19 protein-coding genes and 1 pseudogene are annotated in these 18,210 nt (G+C 61.0%); 12 read left to right on the top strand and 8 right to left on the bottom strand.

Features of this window, described 5'->3' with window-relative positions:
• Positions 1-55 precede the first annotated feature (55 nt).
• The 7 genes and pseudogenes from NUH87_RS23255 to NUH87_RS23225 all read left to right on the top strand — a co-directional run bounded on the left by NUH87_RS23255 (position 56) and on the right by NUH87_RS23225 (position 4,691).
• Positions 56-643, top strand: a complete 588-nt coding sequence (locus NUH87_RS23255) for an Rnf-Nqr domain containing protein (protein ID WP_338522841.1) — start codon at positions 56-58, stop codon at positions 641-643.
• A pseudogene (gene rsxB, locus NUH87_RS23250) lies at positions 640-1,455 on the top strand (electron transport complex subunit RsxB); the annotation flags it as partial. The gene NUH87_RS23255 and the pseudogene rsxB, both read left to right, overlap by 4 nt.
• Position 1,456: 1 nt before the next feature.
• Complete coding sequence (locus NUH87_RS23245; RefSeq protein ID WP_338522840.1) at positions 1,457-2,449, top strand: RnfABCDGE type electron transport complex subunit D; 993 nt, start codon at positions 1,457-1,459, stop codon at positions 2,447-2,449.
• A complete protein-coding gene (locus tag NUH87_RS23240; protein WP_040070336.1) occupies positions 2,446-3,045 on the top strand; it encodes an RnfABCDGE type electron transport complex subunit G in 600 nt (199 codons plus the stop codon). The genes NUH87_RS23245 and NUH87_RS23240 overlap by 4 nt, the downstream gene beginning before the upstream one ends.
• Positions 3,038-3,643, top strand: a complete 606-nt coding sequence (locus NUH87_RS23235; RefSeq protein WP_338522839.1) for an Rnf-Nqr domain containing protein — start codon at positions 3,038-3,040, stop codon at positions 3,641-3,643. The genes NUH87_RS23240 and NUH87_RS23235 overlap by 8 nt, the downstream gene beginning before the upstream one ends.
• Before the next feature lie 123 nt (positions 3,644-3,766).
• The gene (gene nth, locus NUH87_RS23230; RefSeq protein ID WP_040070338.1) at positions 3,767-4,405 is read left to right on the top strand and encodes an endonuclease III; all 639 of its coding nucleotides are present in this window, start codon (positions 3,767-3,769) and stop codon (positions 4,403-4,405) included.
• A 106-nt stretch (positions 4,406-4,511) separates the two neighbouring features.
• Entirely contained in the window at positions 4,512-4,691 is a 180-nt protein-coding gene (locus NUH87_RS23225) for a PA3496 family putative envelope integrity protein (RefSeq protein WP_040070339.1), read from the top strand.
• A 198-nt stretch (positions 4,692-4,889) separates the two neighbouring features.
• Here the strand turns inward: NUH87_RS23225 and NUH87_RS23220 are convergent, their stop codons facing one another.
• Positions 4,890-5,516, bottom strand: a complete 627-nt coding sequence (locus NUH87_RS23220) for a response regulator transcription factor (RefSeq protein ID WP_040070340.1) — start codon at positions 5,514-5,516, stop codon at positions 4,890-4,892.
• A 912-nt stretch (positions 5,517-6,428) separates the two neighbouring features.
• Between NUH87_RS23220 and NUH87_RS23215 the strand changes: the two genes are divergently transcribed.
• Complete coding sequence (locus NUH87_RS23215; RefSeq protein WP_338522838.1) at positions 6,429-6,971, top strand: hypothetical protein; 543 nt, start codon at positions 6,429-6,431, stop codon at positions 6,969-6,971.
• Between the two features lie 63 nt (positions 6,972-7,034).
• Here the strand turns inward: NUH87_RS23215 and NUH87_RS23210 are convergent, their stop codons facing one another.
• Both NUH87_RS23210 and NUH87_RS23205 read right to left on the bottom strand, forming a co-directional pair.
• Complete coding sequence (locus NUH87_RS23210) at positions 7,035-8,252, bottom strand: argininosuccinate synthase (protein ID WP_040070342.1); 1,218 nt, start codon at positions 8,250-8,252, stop codon at positions 7,035-7,037.
• A gap of 129 nt (positions 8,253-8,381) precedes the next feature.
• Entirely contained in the window at positions 8,382-9,299 is a 918-nt protein-coding gene (locus tag NUH87_RS23205; protein WP_338522837.1) for a flagellar protein MotY, read from the bottom strand.
• A gap of 157 nt (positions 9,300-9,456) precedes the next feature.
• On the opposite strand from NUH87_RS23205, the gene pyrC reads away from it, so the two are divergent.
• Together pyrC and rnt are read left to right on the top strand one after the other, a co-directional pair.
• Positions 9,457-10,503, top strand: a complete 1,047-nt coding sequence (gene pyrC / locus NUH87_RS23200; RefSeq protein ID WP_338522836.1) for a dihydroorotase — start codon at positions 9,457-9,459, stop codon at positions 10,501-10,503.
• Positions 10,500-11,177, top strand: coding sequence for a ribonuclease T (gene rnt, locus NUH87_RS23195; protein ID WP_040070345.1), 678 nt, complete (start codon positions 10,500-10,502; stop codon positions 11,175-11,177). Before pyrC ends, rnt begins: the two co-directional genes overlap by 4 nt.
• Positions 11,178-11,218: 41 nt before the next feature.
• Here the strand turns inward: rnt and NUH87_RS23190 are convergent, their stop codons facing one another.
• From NUH87_RS23190 to NUH87_RS23180, 3 genes are all read right to left on the bottom strand, one after another.
• Entirely contained in the window at positions 11,219-12,229 is a 1,011-nt protein-coding gene (locus NUH87_RS23190; RefSeq protein ID WP_338522835.1) for an AraC family transcriptional regulator, read from the bottom strand.
• A gap of 26 nt (positions 12,230-12,255) precedes the next feature.
• Positions 12,256-13,317: an NAD-dependent epimerase/dehydratase family protein gene (locus NUH87_RS23185; RefSeq protein ID WP_338522834.1), complete on the bottom strand. Its 1,062-nt coding sequence runs from the start codon at positions 13,315-13,317 to the stop codon at positions 12,256-12,258.
• Positions 13,318-13,618: 301 nt separating this feature from the next.
• Positions 13,619-14,221 carry a peroxiredoxin gene (locus tag NUH87_RS23180; RefSeq protein ID WP_040070348.1) on the bottom strand — a complete coding sequence of 201 codons (603 nt, stop codon included), beginning with the start codon at positions 14,219-14,221 and terminating at the stop codon, positions 13,619-13,621.
• A gap of 286 nt (positions 14,222-14,507) precedes the next feature.
• Between NUH87_RS23180 and NUH87_RS23175 the strand changes: the two genes are divergently transcribed.
• A complete protein-coding gene (locus NUH87_RS23175; RefSeq protein ID WP_040070349.1) occupies positions 14,508-14,726 on the top strand; it encodes a bacterioferritin-associated ferredoxin in 219 nt (72 codons plus the stop codon).
• 199 nt (positions 14,727-14,925) lie between these two features.
• On the top strand, positions 14,926-15,396 hold the full coding sequence (bfr, locus tag NUH87_RS23170; protein ID WP_338522833.1) for a bacterioferritin: 471 nt from the start codon (positions 14,926-14,928) through the stop codon (positions 15,394-15,396).
• A gap of 88 nt (positions 15,397-15,484) precedes the next feature.
• Here bfr and grxD read toward each other — a convergent pair whose 3' ends face one another.
• Together grxD and NUH87_RS23160 are read right to left on the bottom strand one after the other, a co-directional pair.
• Positions 15,485-15,826, bottom strand: a complete 342-nt coding sequence (gene grxD, locus NUH87_RS23165; protein ID WP_040070351.1) for a Grx4 family monothiol glutaredoxin — start codon at positions 15,824-15,826, stop codon at positions 15,485-15,487.
• 213 nt (positions 15,827-16,039) lie between these two features.
• Entirely contained in the window at positions 16,040-18,145 is a 2,106-nt protein-coding gene (locus NUH87_RS23160; protein ID WP_338522832.1) for a molybdopterin oxidoreductase family protein, read from the bottom strand.
• Positions 18,146-18,210: the final 65 nt, after the last annotated feature.

The raw sequence follows: 18,210 nt of genomic DNA, 5'->3' as shown, positions 1-18,210 counted from the left end.
GTACGCAGTCCCTCCTTGCCGGATAATCAGCCTTGTTCGCTAATCCGGCATGCCCATGATCGATCTTGTTGCCCCCCTCGTCAGTGCTGCGCTGCTCAACAACTTCGTGTTGCACTGGGCGCTGGGCGTCGATCCGTTGCTGCAAGCCCGCCCCGCCACGTCCGGGGATCGCCTTCCACTGCATGCGTTGGGCATTGCCACCAGCGCACTGATGCTGATCGCCACACTGATCAGTCACACGCTCTACCACTACGTGCTGGTGCCCCAGGGCCTGGAGGCCTTGAAACTGTTCGTCTTCCTGCCCACCAGCGTCTTGCTGGTCGGCCCGGTCCTGAGCGTGCTTGCTCGCGGCCTGCCACGCCTGCCCTTTGCCGGACTCGCGCCCCTGCTGCTGGGCAACGCCGGCATCCTCGGCCTGACCCTGCTCAACGCCGCCGACGACAAGGGGCTGGCCCGGGCAGTCGCCACGAGCCTGGGCGCCGGGCTGGGTTTCTGGCTGGTCCTGAGCCTGTTCAGCGACCTGCGACAACGCACCCTCCACGAGGATGTCCCACTGCCCTTTCGCGGCCTGCCGATCGACCTGATCGGTGCCGGCCTGATCGGCCTGGCCTTCCTCGGTTTTACTGCATTGGTCAAACCATGAGCCTGATTCAACGTATCGATGCCCTGCTACCGCAGACCCAATGCGGCAAATGCGGGCACCCGGGCTGCAAGCCCTACGCCGAAGGCATCGCCCGGGGCGAAGCGATCAACAAGTGCCCGCCGGGCGGTGGCGAAACCATTGCCGCCCTGGCCGAGCTGCTGCAGGTGCCGGTACTGGCGCTGGACCCCGAGCGCGGCAGCGCCCCCGCCCAGGTCGCGTTTATCCGCGAGGCCGAGTGCATCGGCTGCACCAAGTGCATCCAGGCCTGTCCGGTGGATGCCATAGTCGGAGCCGCCAAGTGGATGCACAGCGTGATCATCGACGAGTGCACCGGCTGCGACCTGTGCATCGCCCCCTGCCCGGTGGATTGCATCGAGATGCACCCGTTGCCCATGGCCCAGGTCGTAGCGGTGGTCGGTGGCCTGGCCCACAGCGCCGAAGAACTCAGGGCCCGCACGGAGAAACGCAATCATGCCCGCCGGCGCTTCGAAAGCCGTAACGCACGGCTGCACGCCGAGGAGCAGCGCAAGCAGGCTGAACGCCTGGCCCGTACGCAACGCGCAGCGCAACCCGAGCCGGTCGCCGCCAACCCGGTGCAGGACGCCATTGCGCGGATCAAGGCGCAGAAGGCCGCGGCCGCCGATGCCGCGTTGAAAAAAGCCAAGATCGATCTGGCCATGAGCCGGGCGCAGCTGAACAAATCGCTGAAAGCCTTCGGCCATCCGCCGATCGCCGAACAGGCCGCGCAACTGGTGCAGCTGCAACAGCAATTCGAGGCGGCGGAGCAGGCCCTGCGCGCCGCCGAGGAGGCCCATGCGTCCACCTGAAAGACCCGACGAACGCACCCGCCAGGCGATGCAATGGGTGTTGCTCGCCACCTTGCCGGGGATCGCGGTGCTGCTCTGGCTCCAGGGCTGGGCGATCCTGATCAACCTGCTGCTGGCCGGCAGCACCGCGCTGGCGGCCGAAGCGCTGGCCCTGGGTTTGCGTCGCCGCCCGATAGCCCCCGCGCTGCTGGACGGCAGCGCCCTGGTCAGCGCCACCCTACTGGCCATTGCCCTGCCACCCTACTGCCCCTGGTGGCTGACCGTCACGGCCTCGGCCAGCGCCTTGCTGTTCGGCAAACACCTGTACGGCGGCCTGGGGAAAAATCCATTCAACCCGGCCATGCTCGGTTATGCCCTGGCCCTCGTCACCTTCCCCGGCCCCATGACCCATTGGTCGATCAACCATGGCATGGACCTGCTCGGCGGCCTGCAGTCCGTGTTCGGTATTCATCTCGCCGGGCAACCGGACGCCTGGGCCACGGCCACGGCGCTGGACGCCCTGCGCATCAACAAGAGCCTGACCCTCGACGAACTCTTCACCAGCAACCCCGCCTTCGGGCATTTCGGCGGCAAGGGCAGCGAATGGGTCAATCTGGCGTTTCTCGCCGGTGGCGCCTTCCTGCTCAGGCAAAAAGTGTTCAGTTGGCACGCGCCGCTGGGCATGCTCGGCAGCCTGTTTGTCCTCAGCCTGCTGTGCTGGAATGGGTCCGGGTCGGACTCCCACGGTTCGCCGCTGTTTCACCTGCTGAGCGGCGCCACCATGCTCGGTGCGTTTTTCATCGTCACCGAGCCGGTCTCCGGCGCCAGAAGCCCCAGGGCGCGCCTGCTGTTCGGCATCGGGGTCGGCAGCCTGACCTACATCATCCGAACCTGGGGCGGCTACCCCGATGGCGTGGCCTTCGCGGTGCTGTTGATGAACCTGACCGTACCGTCCCTGGAACGCCTGGCAGCCCGCCGCGTGGAGGAACCGACCGCGTGAACAGAACCGCCTCGGCAATCATCCTGCTGGCCGTGGCCGGGCTCGGGATCGGCCTGACCTGGCTGGCGCAGCAACAGGCGCTGCCGCTCGTCGAGGAACAAAGGGCAGCGATCGAAAACCGCAGGCTGCTCGACGTCCTGCCGCCGGGACAATACGAGAGCCGCCCCTTGCTGCTGGAGGCGGCGCAGCAACCCGACAGCCTGCTGCTCGGCGGCACCCTGATGCTCCAGGGCGGGCAACCGACCGCGGTGGTCCTGCAGAGTCGAACCCAGGGCTACGGCGGCCCGCTGGAGCTGATGATCGGAATTGGCATGAACGGCAGGCTGCTCGGCATCAAGACCCTGTCGCACTCGGAGACACCCGGACTGGGGGCGAAAATCGCCGACCAGGGCAGTCCCTGGTTGCAGCACTTTCTGGGCAAGTCCCGCGCGGATACGCCCGATGCCGACTGGAATCTGAAAAAGGATGGTGGCCAATTCGACCAGATCGCCGGGGCGACGATCACCTCCCGTGCTGCCACCCATGCCATTCATGACGCCCTGCGCTACTTCGATGAACACCAGGCACAGCTCACCGGAAAGACCGCCCATGAATAAACCCGCGATGCTCCAGGGGACACTGGTCCTGGCGCCGCTGCTCGGCGCCAGCGACTCGCTGGTCAAGGCGCTTTCGATGTGGCTGCTGAGCCTGATCGTGATCGGCGCCTACGGCCTGTCGAGCCGAACACTCAAGCCCTGGATTCACCCGGACCTGGGAGGGCTGGCCAGTATCCTGCTAGCCGCCACGCTGGTCAGCTGCCTTTCGCTCGGCCTCCAATCCCGGGCCTGGGAACTGCACCAGGCCCTGGGCATCTACCCGGCCCTGCTCAGCCTGCAATGTCTGCTCCTGGAACGCCTCGGGGCGTTCGAGCGTCGCAAACTGGCCAACAGCGCCGCGCTGCTCGCCAGCCTGGGGGCGGGACTGCTGCTCATGGGGACGCTACGGGAACTGCTGGGCAACGGCACGCTGCTGGGTCAACTGCGCTGGCTGGTCCCGACCGTGAGCGAGCTGCCACGCCTGTGGGCCGCACAAGACGGATTGCGCCTGGCCACCCTGACACCGGGTGCGTTCATTCTCCTGGGGCTGCTGCTGGCCGCCAGGCAGGCCTTGCGCCATCATCGGCCCGCCAAACCGAATTCGCCCTTGGACCCATAATTAAACCTATAGGAGCATGGCTTGCCAGCGAAGCTTTTGGCGGCCTTGAGGACGCCTTCGCTGGCAATGGCAAGCCATGCTTCTACAGGTGCCGTGTACAACCTTAAAGGAATCCACCGCCCCATGAACGCCGCCAAACGCCTGGAGATCTTTCGCAGATTCCACGAAGACAATCCGGATCCCAAGACCGAACTGGCCTATTCGACGCCCTTTGAGCTGTTGATCGCGGTGATTCTCTCGGCCCAGGCCACCGACGTGGGCGTGAACAAGGCGACCGCCAAGCTCTTTCCAGTGGCCAACACTCCCCAAGCCATCCATGCCCTCGGAGTCGAAGGATTGTCGGAGTACATCAAGACCATCGGCCTGTTCAACAGCAAGGCCAGGAACGTGATCGAGACCTGCCGGCTGCTGGTGGAAAAACATGGGGGCGAGGTACCCCAAACCCGCGAAGAACTGGAAGCCCTGCCTGGAGTCGGTCGCAAGACCGCCAACGTGGTGCTCAACACCGCGTTCCGGCAACTGACCATGGCCGTCGACACGCATATTTTCCGGGTCAGCAACCGTACCGGCCTGGCGCCAGGCAAGGACGTGGTGGAGGTCGAGAAACAACTGCTGAAGTTCGTGCCCAAGCCCTACCTGCTCGACGCCCACCATTGGCTGATCCTGCATGGGCGTTACGTCTGTCAGGCGCGAAAACCGCGTTGCGGCAGTTGCCGGATCGAAGACCTGTGCGATTACAAGGACAAGACTTCGGACGATTGAGCCGCTATTAACTTTATTGATCAGGCGATTGAAAAAATCTTTTTTACCGGGCCGGCAATTATCGATATAAGGAGCGCCAACGGCAGTCTTAGCCCGGAGTTATGTTATGAGCACCGACAAAGAGCAATTGGACGTAGAGGACGACTTCATCGCCGCTGAAACAGAGGACAGCGAGCCCGTGGTTGAGGTCGCAAAAACCAACCTCAGCAAGCGCCGCACCATCGACAACCTGCTGGAAGAGCGTCGCCTGCAGAAGCAATTGGCGGATTATGATTTTGATTTGTAATTAACACGCGCCCACTCAAAAGCCTCCTTTGCGGAGGCTTTTCGGTTTCTGGAGGTGTCGTTGTCACGCGCAACAGCATCGATACAACACCGCAGGCCCTCTCCTGCCGGCTAAATGCCAGGGGTTTTCTTCGTCTTCCCTGCTTCCTTCCCCCCTTCTTCAAACGTCCGTGGCCAGGCCCCTGCTGAGCCTCAGTGATTAAACCAAGCCGTTGCGTTGCGCCAACTCGATCAAATCAACCAGCGAGCGGGCATTGAGCTTGAGCAGCAAGCGCGTTTTGTAGGTACTGACAGTCTTGTTGCTCAAAAACATGCCATCGGCAATTTCCTTGTTGCTCTTGCCTCTCGCCAACTGCTGCAACACCATCATCTCACGGCCGGAGAGACGGTTGACCATATCGGCTTCACTGGCATTCCCCAGGCTGGAGCGCACCGTGTGCAACGCCTGATTGGGGAAATAGCTGTAGCCGGACAGCACAGCCTTGATAGCACTGAGCATTTCAGTCAGGTCCTGCTGCTTGCACACATAACCGGCGGCACCTGCCTGCATGCAGCGCATGGAGAAATGCCCGGGGGCCTGTGAGGTCAGCACCAGAACTTTGAAAGAAAGCCCCATCGACGTTAGACGGGCAATGACTTCAAGCCCATCCAGCTTGGGGATCCCGATATCGAGTATAACAATGTCCGGCGCATGTTCCCGCGCCAACTGTAAAGCATCTACACCGTTATCCGTCTCCGCAATGACTTCGTAGCCATGACGTTCCATCAGCATACGTACAGCAAGACGAATGACGGGATGATCATCCACGATCAGCACTTTATTCATGGGCAAGTCCAATTTTCGCTGTTCGAATTTTCAGAGTCAGCACAATAGCCTAGTCATACCCTCCTGGGCATAGCGCCTTCACCGGGCAGTACCAGCCAAAGACATTCCCTACAAACAACAGAGATTTGCCCTACAAAAAAGCGCCCTCATAAAAAGTACGACTCCCATCAGGATAATCTGCACTCCAAGAGACATACATCCCAGGATAAACACCCCATCCCCAGGGGATTTCATCAGGGTATCCGGCAAAACGACATCATCTTGGCTCGCCTTGCAGATTCAAACATTAGAACGCAAGGTGATGCGTGTCTAATGGATTTCTGCAACAAGAAATAATGAGACCGCCCCTTGCAAAGCCACCCCTCGACACGTGGCATGCCCCTGATCCATGCCCGTGCGCCGTCACGTCCGGCGCAGCGGGGCTGGCAGCCAGGTGCACCGCAGCCGCGCCGGAGATCGGTCGAGAAAATTTTTATAAAACCTCCCGGCATACACATAAGTAAGGACGGCATTATCAAAAAGACGTTTACTCTAATACCGGGTCACCGGAAACGTTTGACAACGCATACGCGCCCTCTGCCCATCAATACACAGTTCACCTTGAGTTGCGCAGTTTCCATAAACCTTGAGCGTCAACGCTATCTCCCCCTCGCCCTTTAAAGACTCCAATCCATGATCGATAAAAATAACAGGAAACGGACTACGCCCCGCCCAGAACACTTACCTTCAACTCCAAGATGACAGCCCGAAAGCAAAACCCTCTCTCTTGATCCTTTCTTTCCAGGCTGCAAACTCGCTACTTGCTGATCCGCTTCAATACTTTCGAACAACACCAATCACTTATACAACTCATCAAACCGAACGACATTAGCAAAGGTCTATCCTACGACTCGGACGAGCAGGCCATATATAATGAACGACCACACATTCAAAAAGCATCTCACCCCGCAGAGAAACCTGGATCTTGACCTGGACCTGGCCATCGACGACTTCCTCAAACGCGGCGGCACCATTGATCGCGTACAGGGACCCGTTTGCGCCCAGACCCTCGTGGAGGCTGGCAATCACCTCACTGCGCCGGAGGAAGAGGAACAGGAAAGAACACGCAAGACCGAACTGCTGCGCGAGCTGATTACCAAGGGCGCGGGCATCTCCGCACTCCAGTACTCCCTCAAGATGAACAAGAGTGAGATAAAGCGCATGGCGCGGGAAAACGGTCTGAAGATCGTCCAAAGCCGCTCGCTGCACCTCACGCGCAAATATCGGGCAGCACAAACGGCCACGGCGGAGTTTGCGCAAGATGCCATTGCCGGACATGCCATGCACTATTGCGCGCTCGGCTACACCGCCATCGAGATCGCGCAAAAGCTCGACCTGACCCTCCGCCAGGTCTGCGAACTGGGCAAGAACTACCGCTTCGAACTCAATCACCGCACCGACAACCGGGATGAATGATATCGTCCTGACCGCAAAAAAAAGCCCCGGCCATCGGCCAGGGCTTTTCAGAGCGGCAATCGATCAGAACAACCGACGGCCCTTGTTCGCCGCAATGCGCATGCGCAGTGCATTGAGCTTGATGAAGCCGGCCGCGTCGGCCTGGTTGTAGGCACCGCCGTCTTCTTCGAAGGTGGCGATGTTGGCATCGAACAGCGACTCGTCGGACTTGCGACCGGTGACGATCACGTTGCCCTTGTACAGCTTCAGGCGAACCACGCCATTCACATGAACCTGGGACGCATCGATCATCTGCTGCAGCATCAGACGCTCAGGGCTCCACCAGTAGCCGGTGTAGATCAGGCTGGCGTACTTGGCCATCAGCTCGTCTTTCAGGTGAGCGACTTCGCGGTCCAGCGTGATCGACTCGATGGCCCGGTGGGCGCGCAACATGATGGTGCCGCCAGGGGTTTCGTAGCAGCCGCGGGACTTCATGCCCACATAGCGGTTCTCGACGATATCCAGACGCCCGATACCATGTTCGCCACCGATACGGTTCAGGGTCGCCAGCACGGTGGCCGGGGTCATTTCGACGCCGTCCAGTGCGACGATATCGCCGTTGCGGTAGGTCAGTTCCAGGTACTGCGGCTTGTCAGGCGCGTTCTCCGGGGAGACGGTCCAACGCCACATGTCTTCTTCGTGCTCGGTCCAGGTATCTTCCAGCACGCCGCCTTCATAGGAGATGTGCAGCAGGTTGGCGTCCATCGAGTACGGGGACTTTTTCTTGCCGTGACGCTCGATCGGGATCCCGTGCTTTTCAGCGTAATCCATCAGCTTTTCACGGGACAGCAGGTCCCATTCACGCCACGGAGCGATCACTTTCACGCCAGGCTTGAGGGCGTAGGCGCCCAGTTCGAAACGCACCTGGTCGTTGCCCTTGCCGGTAGCGCCATGGGAAATGGCGTCGGCGCCGGTTTCGTTGGCGATTTCGATCAGGCGCTTGGCGATCAGCGGACGGGCGATGGAGGTACCCAGCAGGTACTCGCCTTCGTAGACGGTGTTGGCGCGGAACATCGGGAACACGAAATCACGCACGAACTCTTCGCGCAGGTCATCGATGTAGATCTCTTTCACGCCCATGGCTTGCGCCTTGGCACGTGCCGGCTCGACCTCTTCGCCCTGACCCAGGTCCGCGGTGAAGGTCACCACTTCACAGTTATAAGTATCCTGCAGCCACTTGAGGATCACCGAAGTGTCCAGGCCGCCGGAATACGCGAGAACGACCTTGTTTACGTCGGCCATGCCATCACTCCACGGGGTTGTACGGAAAGGCGTCGATTCTACCGCTCAAACCGGTGAATTTACAGAGGCGCGACAGCTTAGGACGGCAAAGCGACAGATAATGTCGAGACGGCGACGAAAACAGCCGCTTCAGGAGGTCTTCGCGGCATTCCCCACGCTGGCCGTGGGGACAGGTGCGGGCGCGGACTTCTCGGCCACCGGGACACGCTCCAGATGGATATTGACCCGGCGATTCTTCGCCCGGTTGGCCGCACTGTTGTTCGGCACCAGCGGATAACGTTCGCCGTGAAAGCGCATGACGATCTGCGATTCGGGGATACCGTTGGCCTTGAAGAAGTCCATGACCGACAGCGCCCGGCGGCGCGACAGGTCGCGGTTGGCCAGGCGATTGCCGGCATTGTCGGAATGCCCGTCGAGTTCGATATGGTTGACGCTCGGGTCGGCCTTGATGAAGTCGAGCATCACCTGCAACTCGGCCTTGGCCTGGGCATCGAGGTCGACGCCGGTGCCGGGAAAGCCGATCTGCGCCTGTTTCACCTGCTCGAAATTCTTCGGCAGCAGTTTGGCGGTGCACTCCTGGTAGTCGCTGTAGGCCTTGCTGAACTTCACCGGCAGCAGGCGTATTTCCGACAGGCCACCGTCTCGCGAGTAGTGACGCACCAGCGGGCTACGGCCCTCCAGCAGACCGCTGACCAGGCGTCCGGCCTGGCCCTGGGAGCTGTTGAACAGCACATCGCCGTTGCCCATCTGCACCGAGCCCAGATTGATGTCACCACGCCCCGGCTGCCACGGCGCCGCCGCCGCCAGCAAGGTCGCCGAACCGCCACCCAGCACGTGGTTATAGGCTTTCAGGCGAAAGGTCACCTGCTCGCCGGCCCGACGCACGAACTCGCCGGTGCCGAAGTCGGTGATCGGCTGGCTCAACCGACACTCGAATTTGTCCCCTTCCACCTTCCACTCGATGCTCTCCAGACGGGTCTGGAAAGTCAGCGCCATGGCGGGCAGGCTGGCGAACATACTGAGCAAGGCTAAATAACGCTGGCGCACGGGAGGCTCCACTGGATATCTACATCGTCAAGACAGGCATGCCGATTCCACGCCCTACTCCTGTGGTATCGGTTGCTCGTGGCAAAACTTGATAGCGAGTGCCTGAAACCGTCTTTTCCGGTAGCATTCCCTCAGTTCGACCCGCCTGGAATCCCCCATGTCCGACCGCCTGACCCTGCTGCGTCCCGACGACTGGCATATCCATCTTCGCGATGGCGCTGCCTTACCTCACACTGTGGCGGATGTTGCGCGCACCTTTGGCCGCGCCATCATCATGCCCAACCTGCTGCCACCGGTGCGCAACGCCGTGGAAGCCGATGCCTATCGCCAGCGCATTCTCGCTGCGCGACCGGCCGGCAGCCGCTTCGAGCCGCTGATGGTGCTCTACCTCACCGATCGGACCCAGCCCGAGGAAATCCGCGCCGCCAAGGCCAGCGGTTTCATCCACGCCGCCAAGCTCTACCCGGCCGGCGCGACCACCAACTCGGATTCGGGCGTGACCAGCGTCGACAAGATTTTCCCGGTCCTGGAGGTCATGGCCGAAGTCGGCATGCCGTTGTTGGTCCATGGCGAGGTCACCCGTGGCGAGGTCGACGTGTTCGACCGCGAGAAACTGTTCATCGACGAACATTTGCGCCGCGTCGTCGAACGCTTCCCGACCCTCAAGGTGGTGTTCGAACACATCACCACGGCGGACGCCGTGCAGTTCGTCAGCGAAGCCCCGGCCAACGTCGGCGCGACCATTACCGCGCACCACCTGCTGTACAACCGCAACCACATGCTGGTGGGCGGTATCCGTCCGCACTTCTACTGCTTGCCGATCCTCAAGCGCGGCACGCACCAGGAAGCCCTGCTCACGGCAGCGACCAGCGGCAATCCGAAGTTTTTCCTCGGCACCGACTCGGCGCCCCACGCCCAGCACGCCAAGGAAGCCGCCTGCGGTTGCGCCGGCTGCTACACCGCCTATGCCGCGATCGAGCTGTACGCCGAGGCCTTCGAACAACGCAACGCGCTGGACAAGCTCGAAGGTTTCGCCAGTGTGTATGGCCCGCGCTTCTACGGCCTGCCGGCGAACACCGACAGCATCACCCTGGTTCGTGAAGAATGGACCGCCCCGACCAGCCTGCCCTTCGGCGAGCTGTCCGTCATCCCGCTGCGCGCCGGTGAAAAACTGCGCTGGCGCCTGCTGGAGGAAACCCTGTGAGTGAAGAGCATTACGACGACGAACTAGAAGGCAACGGCGGCGGTACCGGCTCCCGGCATCCGATGGCCGCGCGCTTTCGCGGCTATCTGCCGGTTGTCGTCGATGTCGAGACCGGTGGTTTCAACGCCGCCACCGACGCCCTGCTGGAAATCGCCGCCACCACCATCGGCATGGACGAAAAAGGCTTTGTGTTCCCGGAACACACCTACTTCTTCCGGGTCGAGCCGTTCGAAGGCGCCAATATCGAAGCGGCGGCCCTGGAGTTCACCGGGATCAAGCTCGACCACCCGCTGCGCATGGCAGTCAGCGAGGAAACCGCGCTGACCGACATTTTCCGTGGCGTGCGCAAGGCCTTGAAGGCCAACGGTTGCAAACGCGCGATCCTGGTCGGCCACAACAGCAGCTTCGACCTGGGCTTCCTCAACGCCGCGGTGGCGCGCCTGGACATGAAGCGCAACCCGTTCCACCCGTTCTCCAGCTTTGACACGGCCAGTCTCGCCGGCCTGGCGTACGGCCAGACCGTGCTGGCCAAGGCCTGCCAGGCCGCCGATATCGACTTCGACGGACGCGAGGCCCACTCGGCCCGCTACGACACGGAGAAGACCGCCGAGCTGTTCTGCGGCATCGTCAACCGCTGGAAGGAAATGGGCGGCTGGGAAGACTACAACGACTGATCCGCTCGGCGAATGATCCGGGCGCCTGAAAATGCCCGCTCTCAAGTCATTCTTGATGACACCGTTTCGTGCCGATAGGCTCCAGGGGTATTGCCTGTCCACTCCTTGAATGCCCGGATAAAGGAATTGACCTCCTGAAATCCAAGGAGATAGGCAATCTCCCCCTGGGAAATGGCGGGGCTGCTCAGGTAATGCTGCGCCAGTTGCTGGCGCGTAGCATTCAGAATATCGGTAAAACTCGTGGACTCGTCGCCTAGTTGCCTCTGCAAGGTGCGCTTGCTGACGGCAAGATGCCTGGCGACGAACACGATCGAATATTCGCCCGCGGGCAATCCCTCCAAGAGTACCGCCCTGACGCGATCACTCATCTTCGCCGTCGAGTCCAGGGAGGACAGTCGCTTGCGCAAACCCGGCTCGAAATACGCCCACATCGATTCGTTGGCGGTCAGGAACGGTCTGACAGCATCCCGGCTCGAAAACGATACCCGGATCGCGGCGCCCTGTTTTGGCGAAACACCGAAATAGTCGACATACCCGTCAAGACTACCGGGGAGCTCAGGCACCATCACCTCCAGGGGAATCACCCGATGGCGGGTTCCGAGCCTGACCAGTTGCGTGAGAAAGACCAGTTCCGTCATTGCCAGGTTCCGGGGGATGCTTCCCTCGTTTGCGTAGCACTCGAGCGTTATCGAAGTCTTCGTCGAGCCGACCGCCACACTCAGTGTCATCGGCCCGATGAGTTTCTTGAATGCCGACAGACGCTGCATGGCGATATTGAGATTGGGGCTGCACAAGCTCGCGAAGATCGGCGGATCGAAGGCTTCGACCGAGATCGCCTGCCCCACCCGAAGCGGCAAGGCCGTGCCCCCCACGGAGACCTCAATGGCTTGCCACAGCCTGAAATACTGTTGCGCGGTGATACTGGCCTGCTTGCGCGAAAACAGATCTTCGGGGAGGCCCGCCAGACGTAGCAAATGATCAGGGTTGAGGCCCATATCCCATAGCAGCAACTGCCAGCCGGGCTGGACGCAGAAGTGCGTTGCGCGTGTCATGCGTGACCTCCTCGGTAAAACGCGACTCAGCACCTGGGAATCTGGTCACTGTCGATCATCTGCTGGAACATCTCCTGAATCGTAACCTGCAAGGGCCGATAGGACATTTTCAGCTCCCGGACGCTCTTGCCGTTATCCGCCCGCCAGGCATAACCGACGTTCCTGGCAATGAATGGGCGGGTAGTGCTCTTGTCGGCAAGGGGAGCGACCAACCAGACCAGCCATTTCGGCAGGATGCGACGGGGTATCGGATAGGCCGCATATTTCGGAAGGAGCCCGCTGGCAATCTCGGGAAGCGACGTATTGTGTCCGGAGACGATGTGACGCCCCTTGGCATCAGGCAGATAGGCCGCACGCAGATGGGCTTCGGCCACATCACGTACGTCGACGGCACCGAACCCGATGTCGGGAACACCCGCCTTCATGCGCCCATTCCCCAATTGACGGACCAGATTGAAGCTTTCGCTGGTCCCGCGTGGATTCAGTCCCGGCCCCAGGATGAGGCTGGGGTTGATGACGACCAGATCCCAACGCGACTGCTTCCCCGCGATATCCCAGGCTTCCCGTTCAGCGACGGTCTTCGAATAGGAATAGGGGACATGCCGTAGCGAAGAGCTGGTATTCCAGATCGCTTCGGTCAGGACTTGCCCCGGGGTGTTCTGGATGTCCGCACAGTCGCCATAGATGGCCGCACAACTGCTGGTCAGGACGACGCGCCGAACGGATTCGGTCCTGTTGGCCGTTTCCAGGACATTGCGGGTTCCCAGTTTGGCCGGAGCGACCAGTTCCCGCTCGGGGTCGCGGATGTCGAGCTTGAACGGGGAAGCGGTATGGAAGACGATGGAACAGCCTTGCATGGCTTGCGCATACGAGCCTTCGTCAAGCAGGTCGGCCTTGAAGTAGCTCAGAGTCCCCGACAGCCCCGCAGCCGCCTGGTCCAGATGGGCACGCTTGCTGACATCCCCGGGGTCGCGCACGGCGGCATGCACGGTGAGCCCCTCTTCCAGGAGCCGCTTCACCAGCCAACCGGCAAGATAGCCGGTTGCGCCTGTCACCAGGACGGGCCTGGTCTTGTCGATGTTCAGCATGGTTCTGCCCTCGGAGATTGCCGGTTCATGGGAAGTGTCGACCACTCACCTGCGCGGTCAAGCAACTTGCGAAGGCATTCTCTCCCGTGGGCCGCGCTCGATCATCAGCAACTCGCGCCACATGACATTCAATGTGCGCCATTCCCAGTGGCGTGGCCGGCATCGCTCTCGACGCCATCGGGTCAGCGCACATCGGTGTGATGAAGGCGTTTGGGCAATCCGCCAAATACGCTGCGGATATCGGCATGACATAAAAAAACCGGTCATCAAGACCGGTTTTTTCATACGTGAAGCCTGGCGCTTACAGCTTGCCGGCGTTCTCGCTCAGGTACTTGGCAACGCCTTCTGGCGAAGCGTCCATGCCCTTGTCGCCTTTCTTCCAGTTGGCCGGGCAGACTTCGCCGTGCTCTTCGTGGAATTGCAGGGCGTCGACCAGACGGATCAGTTCTTCCATGTTACGGCCCAGCGGCAGGTCGTTGACGATCTGCGAGCGAACAACGCCCTTGTCGTCGATCAGGAACGCGCCACGGAACGCCACGCCGCCTTCGGACTCGACGTCGTAGGCCTTGGCGATTTCGTGCTTCAGGTCGGCGGCCATGGTGTACTTGACCTTGCCGATGCCACCGTCGTTGATGGCGGTGTTGCGCCAGGCGTTGTGGGTGAAGTGCGAGTCGATGGAGACGGCCACGACTTCAACGTTGCGTGCCTTGAAATCGTCCATGCGGTGGTCCAGGGCGATCAGCTCGGACGGGCAGACGAAGGTGAAGTCCAGTGGGTAGAAGAACACCAGGCCGTATTTGCCTTTGATGGCCGAGGACAGGGTGAAGCTGTCAACGATTTCGCCATTGCCCAGTACGGCAGGGACGGTGAAGTCGGGGGCTTGTTTGCCTACGAGTACGCTCATTGAATATCTCCTGGTGTTGATGCGGTGAAGAACTAAGGCCAGCCCAGCCTGCCACGATCAGGCGACAGGACTGTGACGCGGCCTACCTTCCTAAGGACCGACCATCATACACCGCGTTTTTGACCTGTCCCCAACGCTTTTTACAAACCTGTCCCCGACGTAGCAAAACCGTTCGTCAGGCAAGTCAGCCGTTGACAAAAGCTTTACCCAAAGCACTTTGACAATCATTCTCGTTAACATTAAGATCCAGCGCAATCGAGCCTTAATCAGCGATGGTTCTCACCTTATGTATGTCTGCCTCTGCACTGGCGTCACCGATGGACAAATCCGTGAAGCGATCTATGACGGTTGCTGCAGCTACCGCGAAGTGCGACAAGCCACCGGCGTGGCCAGCCAATGTGGCAAATGTGCGTGCCTGGCCAAGCAGGTGGTCCGCGAGACACTGACCGAGCTGCAAAGCCAGCACGCGGCGATCCCTTACCCGGTGGAATTTTCCGCCGCGTAAATAGAAACATTTTAAACAACCGGACCCTGTGTCCGGTTTTTTATGCCTGTAATTCAATCGCTTAGGACAAAGACGCGGAACACAAACATTCTTATTCCGATTAATTTTCATATAGGATTCAATAACTTAGGTTTGACACCCAAAGTTGCCGGGATCAAACTCCGCCTAATAGCCAGCTAATACAGGACAGGACCCCACCATGAAAGGCGATATCACGGTTATCCAGCATCTCAACAAGATCCTTGCCAATGAGCTGGTCGCGATCAACCAATACTTCCTGCACGCACGCATGTATGAAGACTGGGGCCTGAACAAGCTGGGCAAGCATGAGTACCACGAGTCCATCGACGAGATGAAGCACGCGGACAAGCTGATCAAGCGCATCCTGTTCCTCGAGGGCCTGCCGAACGTGCAGGACCTGGGCAAGCTGCACATCGGTGAACACACCAAGGAAATGCTCGAGTGCGACCTGCGCATCGAACGCACCGGCCATGCCGACCTGAAGGCGGCCATTGCCCACTGTGAAGCTGTTGGCGACTTTGGCAGCCGCGAACTGCTGGAAGATATCCTCGAGTCCGAGGAAGAACATATCGACTGGCTGGAAACCCAACTGGGCCTGATCGACAAAGTAGGCCTGGAGAACTACCTGCAATCGCAGATGGGCGAATAAACAGCGCCCACTAAAAAGCCCCGCACTCTTGTTCAGAGTGCGGGGCTTTTTTATGGGTGTCTGGCAGGCAGGCACCCGGCTTCGACCATCAGGCTTCGGTCTTGGCCGCTGCCGCCTTGGTCGCCGCATCCTTGATCAGGGTCTGCAACTCACCGTTGGCGAACATTTCCGCCATGATGTCGCTGCCGCCGACCAGTTCGCCAGCTACCCACAGCTGTGGGAACGTCGGCCAGTTAGCGTATTTCGGCAGGTTGGCGCGAATTTCCGGGTTCTGCAGGATGTCCACGTAAGCGAACTTCTCGCCGCAGCCCATCACGGCCTGCGCAGCCTTGGCGGAAAAACCGCACTGCGGGGCATTCGGCGAGCCTTTCATGTAAAGCAGAATGGTGTTGTTGGCAATCTGCTCTTTAATCGTTTCGATGATATCCACAAGGCACCTCTTCTGAACTTTCCGACGCTGTTGTCGGCACGGTGAGGCATTGTAACGGAAAGCCAGGCGTGGTGCTCGGTCTGCCCGATATCCGTCCCCATGGCCGCTGCTGACGCAACTGTGGGAGCCGGCTTGCCGGCGATGGCGTCCGCAAGCTCAATGCAAACCTTACGGGCCTCATCGCCGGCAAGCCGGCTCCCACATCAGTACGTGTCAGGCTGCCGCCACGGTGACCGGCACACCGTTCAACGCCGCATTGCCCGACAGCACGTCCAGATAGCGTTCATCGGTCAGGTCGTTGGCACTGGAACCCGGCTGCCCGCTGGCAATGCCCATTTTCACTCCGGGCCGCGCATGCCCCCAGCCATGGGGCAGGCTCACCACGCCAAGCATCATCTCCAGGCTGGCGAGCACTTCCACCTCGATCATGCCGACCCGCGAGCTGACCCGCACCCGCTGCCCATCCTCGAGGTTGCGACTGGCCAGGTCATCGGGGTGCATCAGCAACTGATGACGCGGCTTACCCTTCACCAGCCGATGATAGTTATGCATCCACGAATTATTGCTGCGCACATGACGGCGGCCGATCATCAACAACTCCCCCACTTGCGGCGCCTGCTGCGTGGCGAAGCGGGCGAGATCGGCCAGAATCGCCGCCGGCGCCGCCTGGACCCGCTGCCCGGGCGTCTTGAGGCGTGGCGCCAGATTGGGCTTGAGCGCACCGAGATCGACACCATGGGGATAGTCTTCCAGGGCCTTCACCGACAACCGCTGCGGCGATGCATCGCCATAAGGCCCCATCCGCAGCCCCATGTCGATCATCTGCGCCGGGGGCATGGTCGACTTGAGCGCCTGGCCGGTCAAACTGGAAAACGCCTTGGCCAGGCCGACAAAGATCTCCCAGTCGTGCAACGCTCCCACCGGTTTGGCCAGGATCGCCCGATTGAAACGGCTCACGTTGCGCACCGCGAACATATTGAACGTGGTGTCATAGTGATCGTTTTCCAGGGCCGAGGTCGACGGCAGGATCAGGTCGGCATAACGGGTGGTCTCGTTGATGTACAGGTCGATACTGACCATGAACTCCAGGCCGTCCAGCGCCTGCTCCAGCTGCCGGCCATTGGGCGTGGACAGCACCGGGTTGCCGGCGATCGTCACCAGGGCCCGCACCTGCCCTTCCCCTTCGCTGAGCATTTCCTCCGCCAGCGCCGACACCGGCAGTTCACCGCCATATTCCGGCAACCCGGACACCCGACTCTGCCAGCGATTGAAATGCCCGCCGGACGTCGAGGCCACCAGGTCCACCGCCGGTTCGGTGCACAAGGCACCGCCGACCCGGTCCAGATTGCCGGTCACCAGGTTGATCAACTGCACCAGCCAGTGGCACAAGGTGCCGAACGACTGGGTCGAGACGCCCATCCGCCCATAGCAGACCGCCTTGTCGGCGGCGGCGAAGTCCCGTGCCAGTTGGCGGATCTGCGATGCGGGCACCGCACAGAGCGGGCTCATGGCTTCGGCACTGAAGCCGGCCACGGCCTGGCGCACCTCATCGAGCCCGTCGACCGGCAGATGACTGTCGCGCGTGAGCCCTTCCGTGAACAAGGTGTTGAGCAGGCCGAACAACAAGGCCGCATCGCCACCCGGGCGCACGAACAGGTGCTGGTCGGCCATGGCCGCCGTCTCGCTACGCCGGGGATCGACCACCACGACCTTGCCGCCCCGGGCCTGGATCGCCTTCAGGCGCTTTTCAACGTCCGGCACGGTCATGATGCTGCCGTTGGAGGCCAGTGGATTGCCACCCAGGATCAGCATGAAGTCGGTGTGATCGATGTCCGGGATCGGCAGCAACAGGCCATGGCCATACATCAGGTGGCTGCTCAGGTGCTGCGGCAACTGATCGACCGAGGTCGCGGAAAAGCGGTTGCGGGTTTTCAGCAGCCCCAGGAAGTAGTTGCTGTGGGTCATCAACCCATAGTTGTGCACACTGGGATTGCCCTGGTAGATCGCCACGGCATTCTGGCCATGCCGGGCCTGGATCGCCGCCAGGCGTTCGGCCACCAGGGCAAAGGCCTCATCCCACTCGATCGGCAGCCATTCAGCGCCGACACGACGCATCGGCTGGCGCAGGCGATCCGGGTCGTTCTGGATATCCTGCAACGCCACCGCCTTGGGGCAGATATGCCCGCGGCTGAAGGTATCCAGCGGATCGCCCTTGATCGAGGTGATCTGCACGGCAGCCTCGGTGGTGGTGGTTTCGATGGTCAGGCCGCAGATGGCTTCGCACAGGTGGCAGGCACGGTGATGGAGAGTCTTGGTCATGGCCAGTCTCTGTTTTGTCCAAGGCAACCCGAATCGGTTGCGGGAACAAAACTATGGCCCCGGGC

Source organism: Pseudomonas batumici, from assembly GCF_036585405.1.
Lineage (GTDB): Bacteria > Pseudomonadota > Gammaproteobacteria > Pseudomonadales > Pseudomonadaceae > Aquipseudomonas > Aquipseudomonas batumici.
This window is presented reverse-complemented; position numbering and strand designations above follow the sequence as displayed.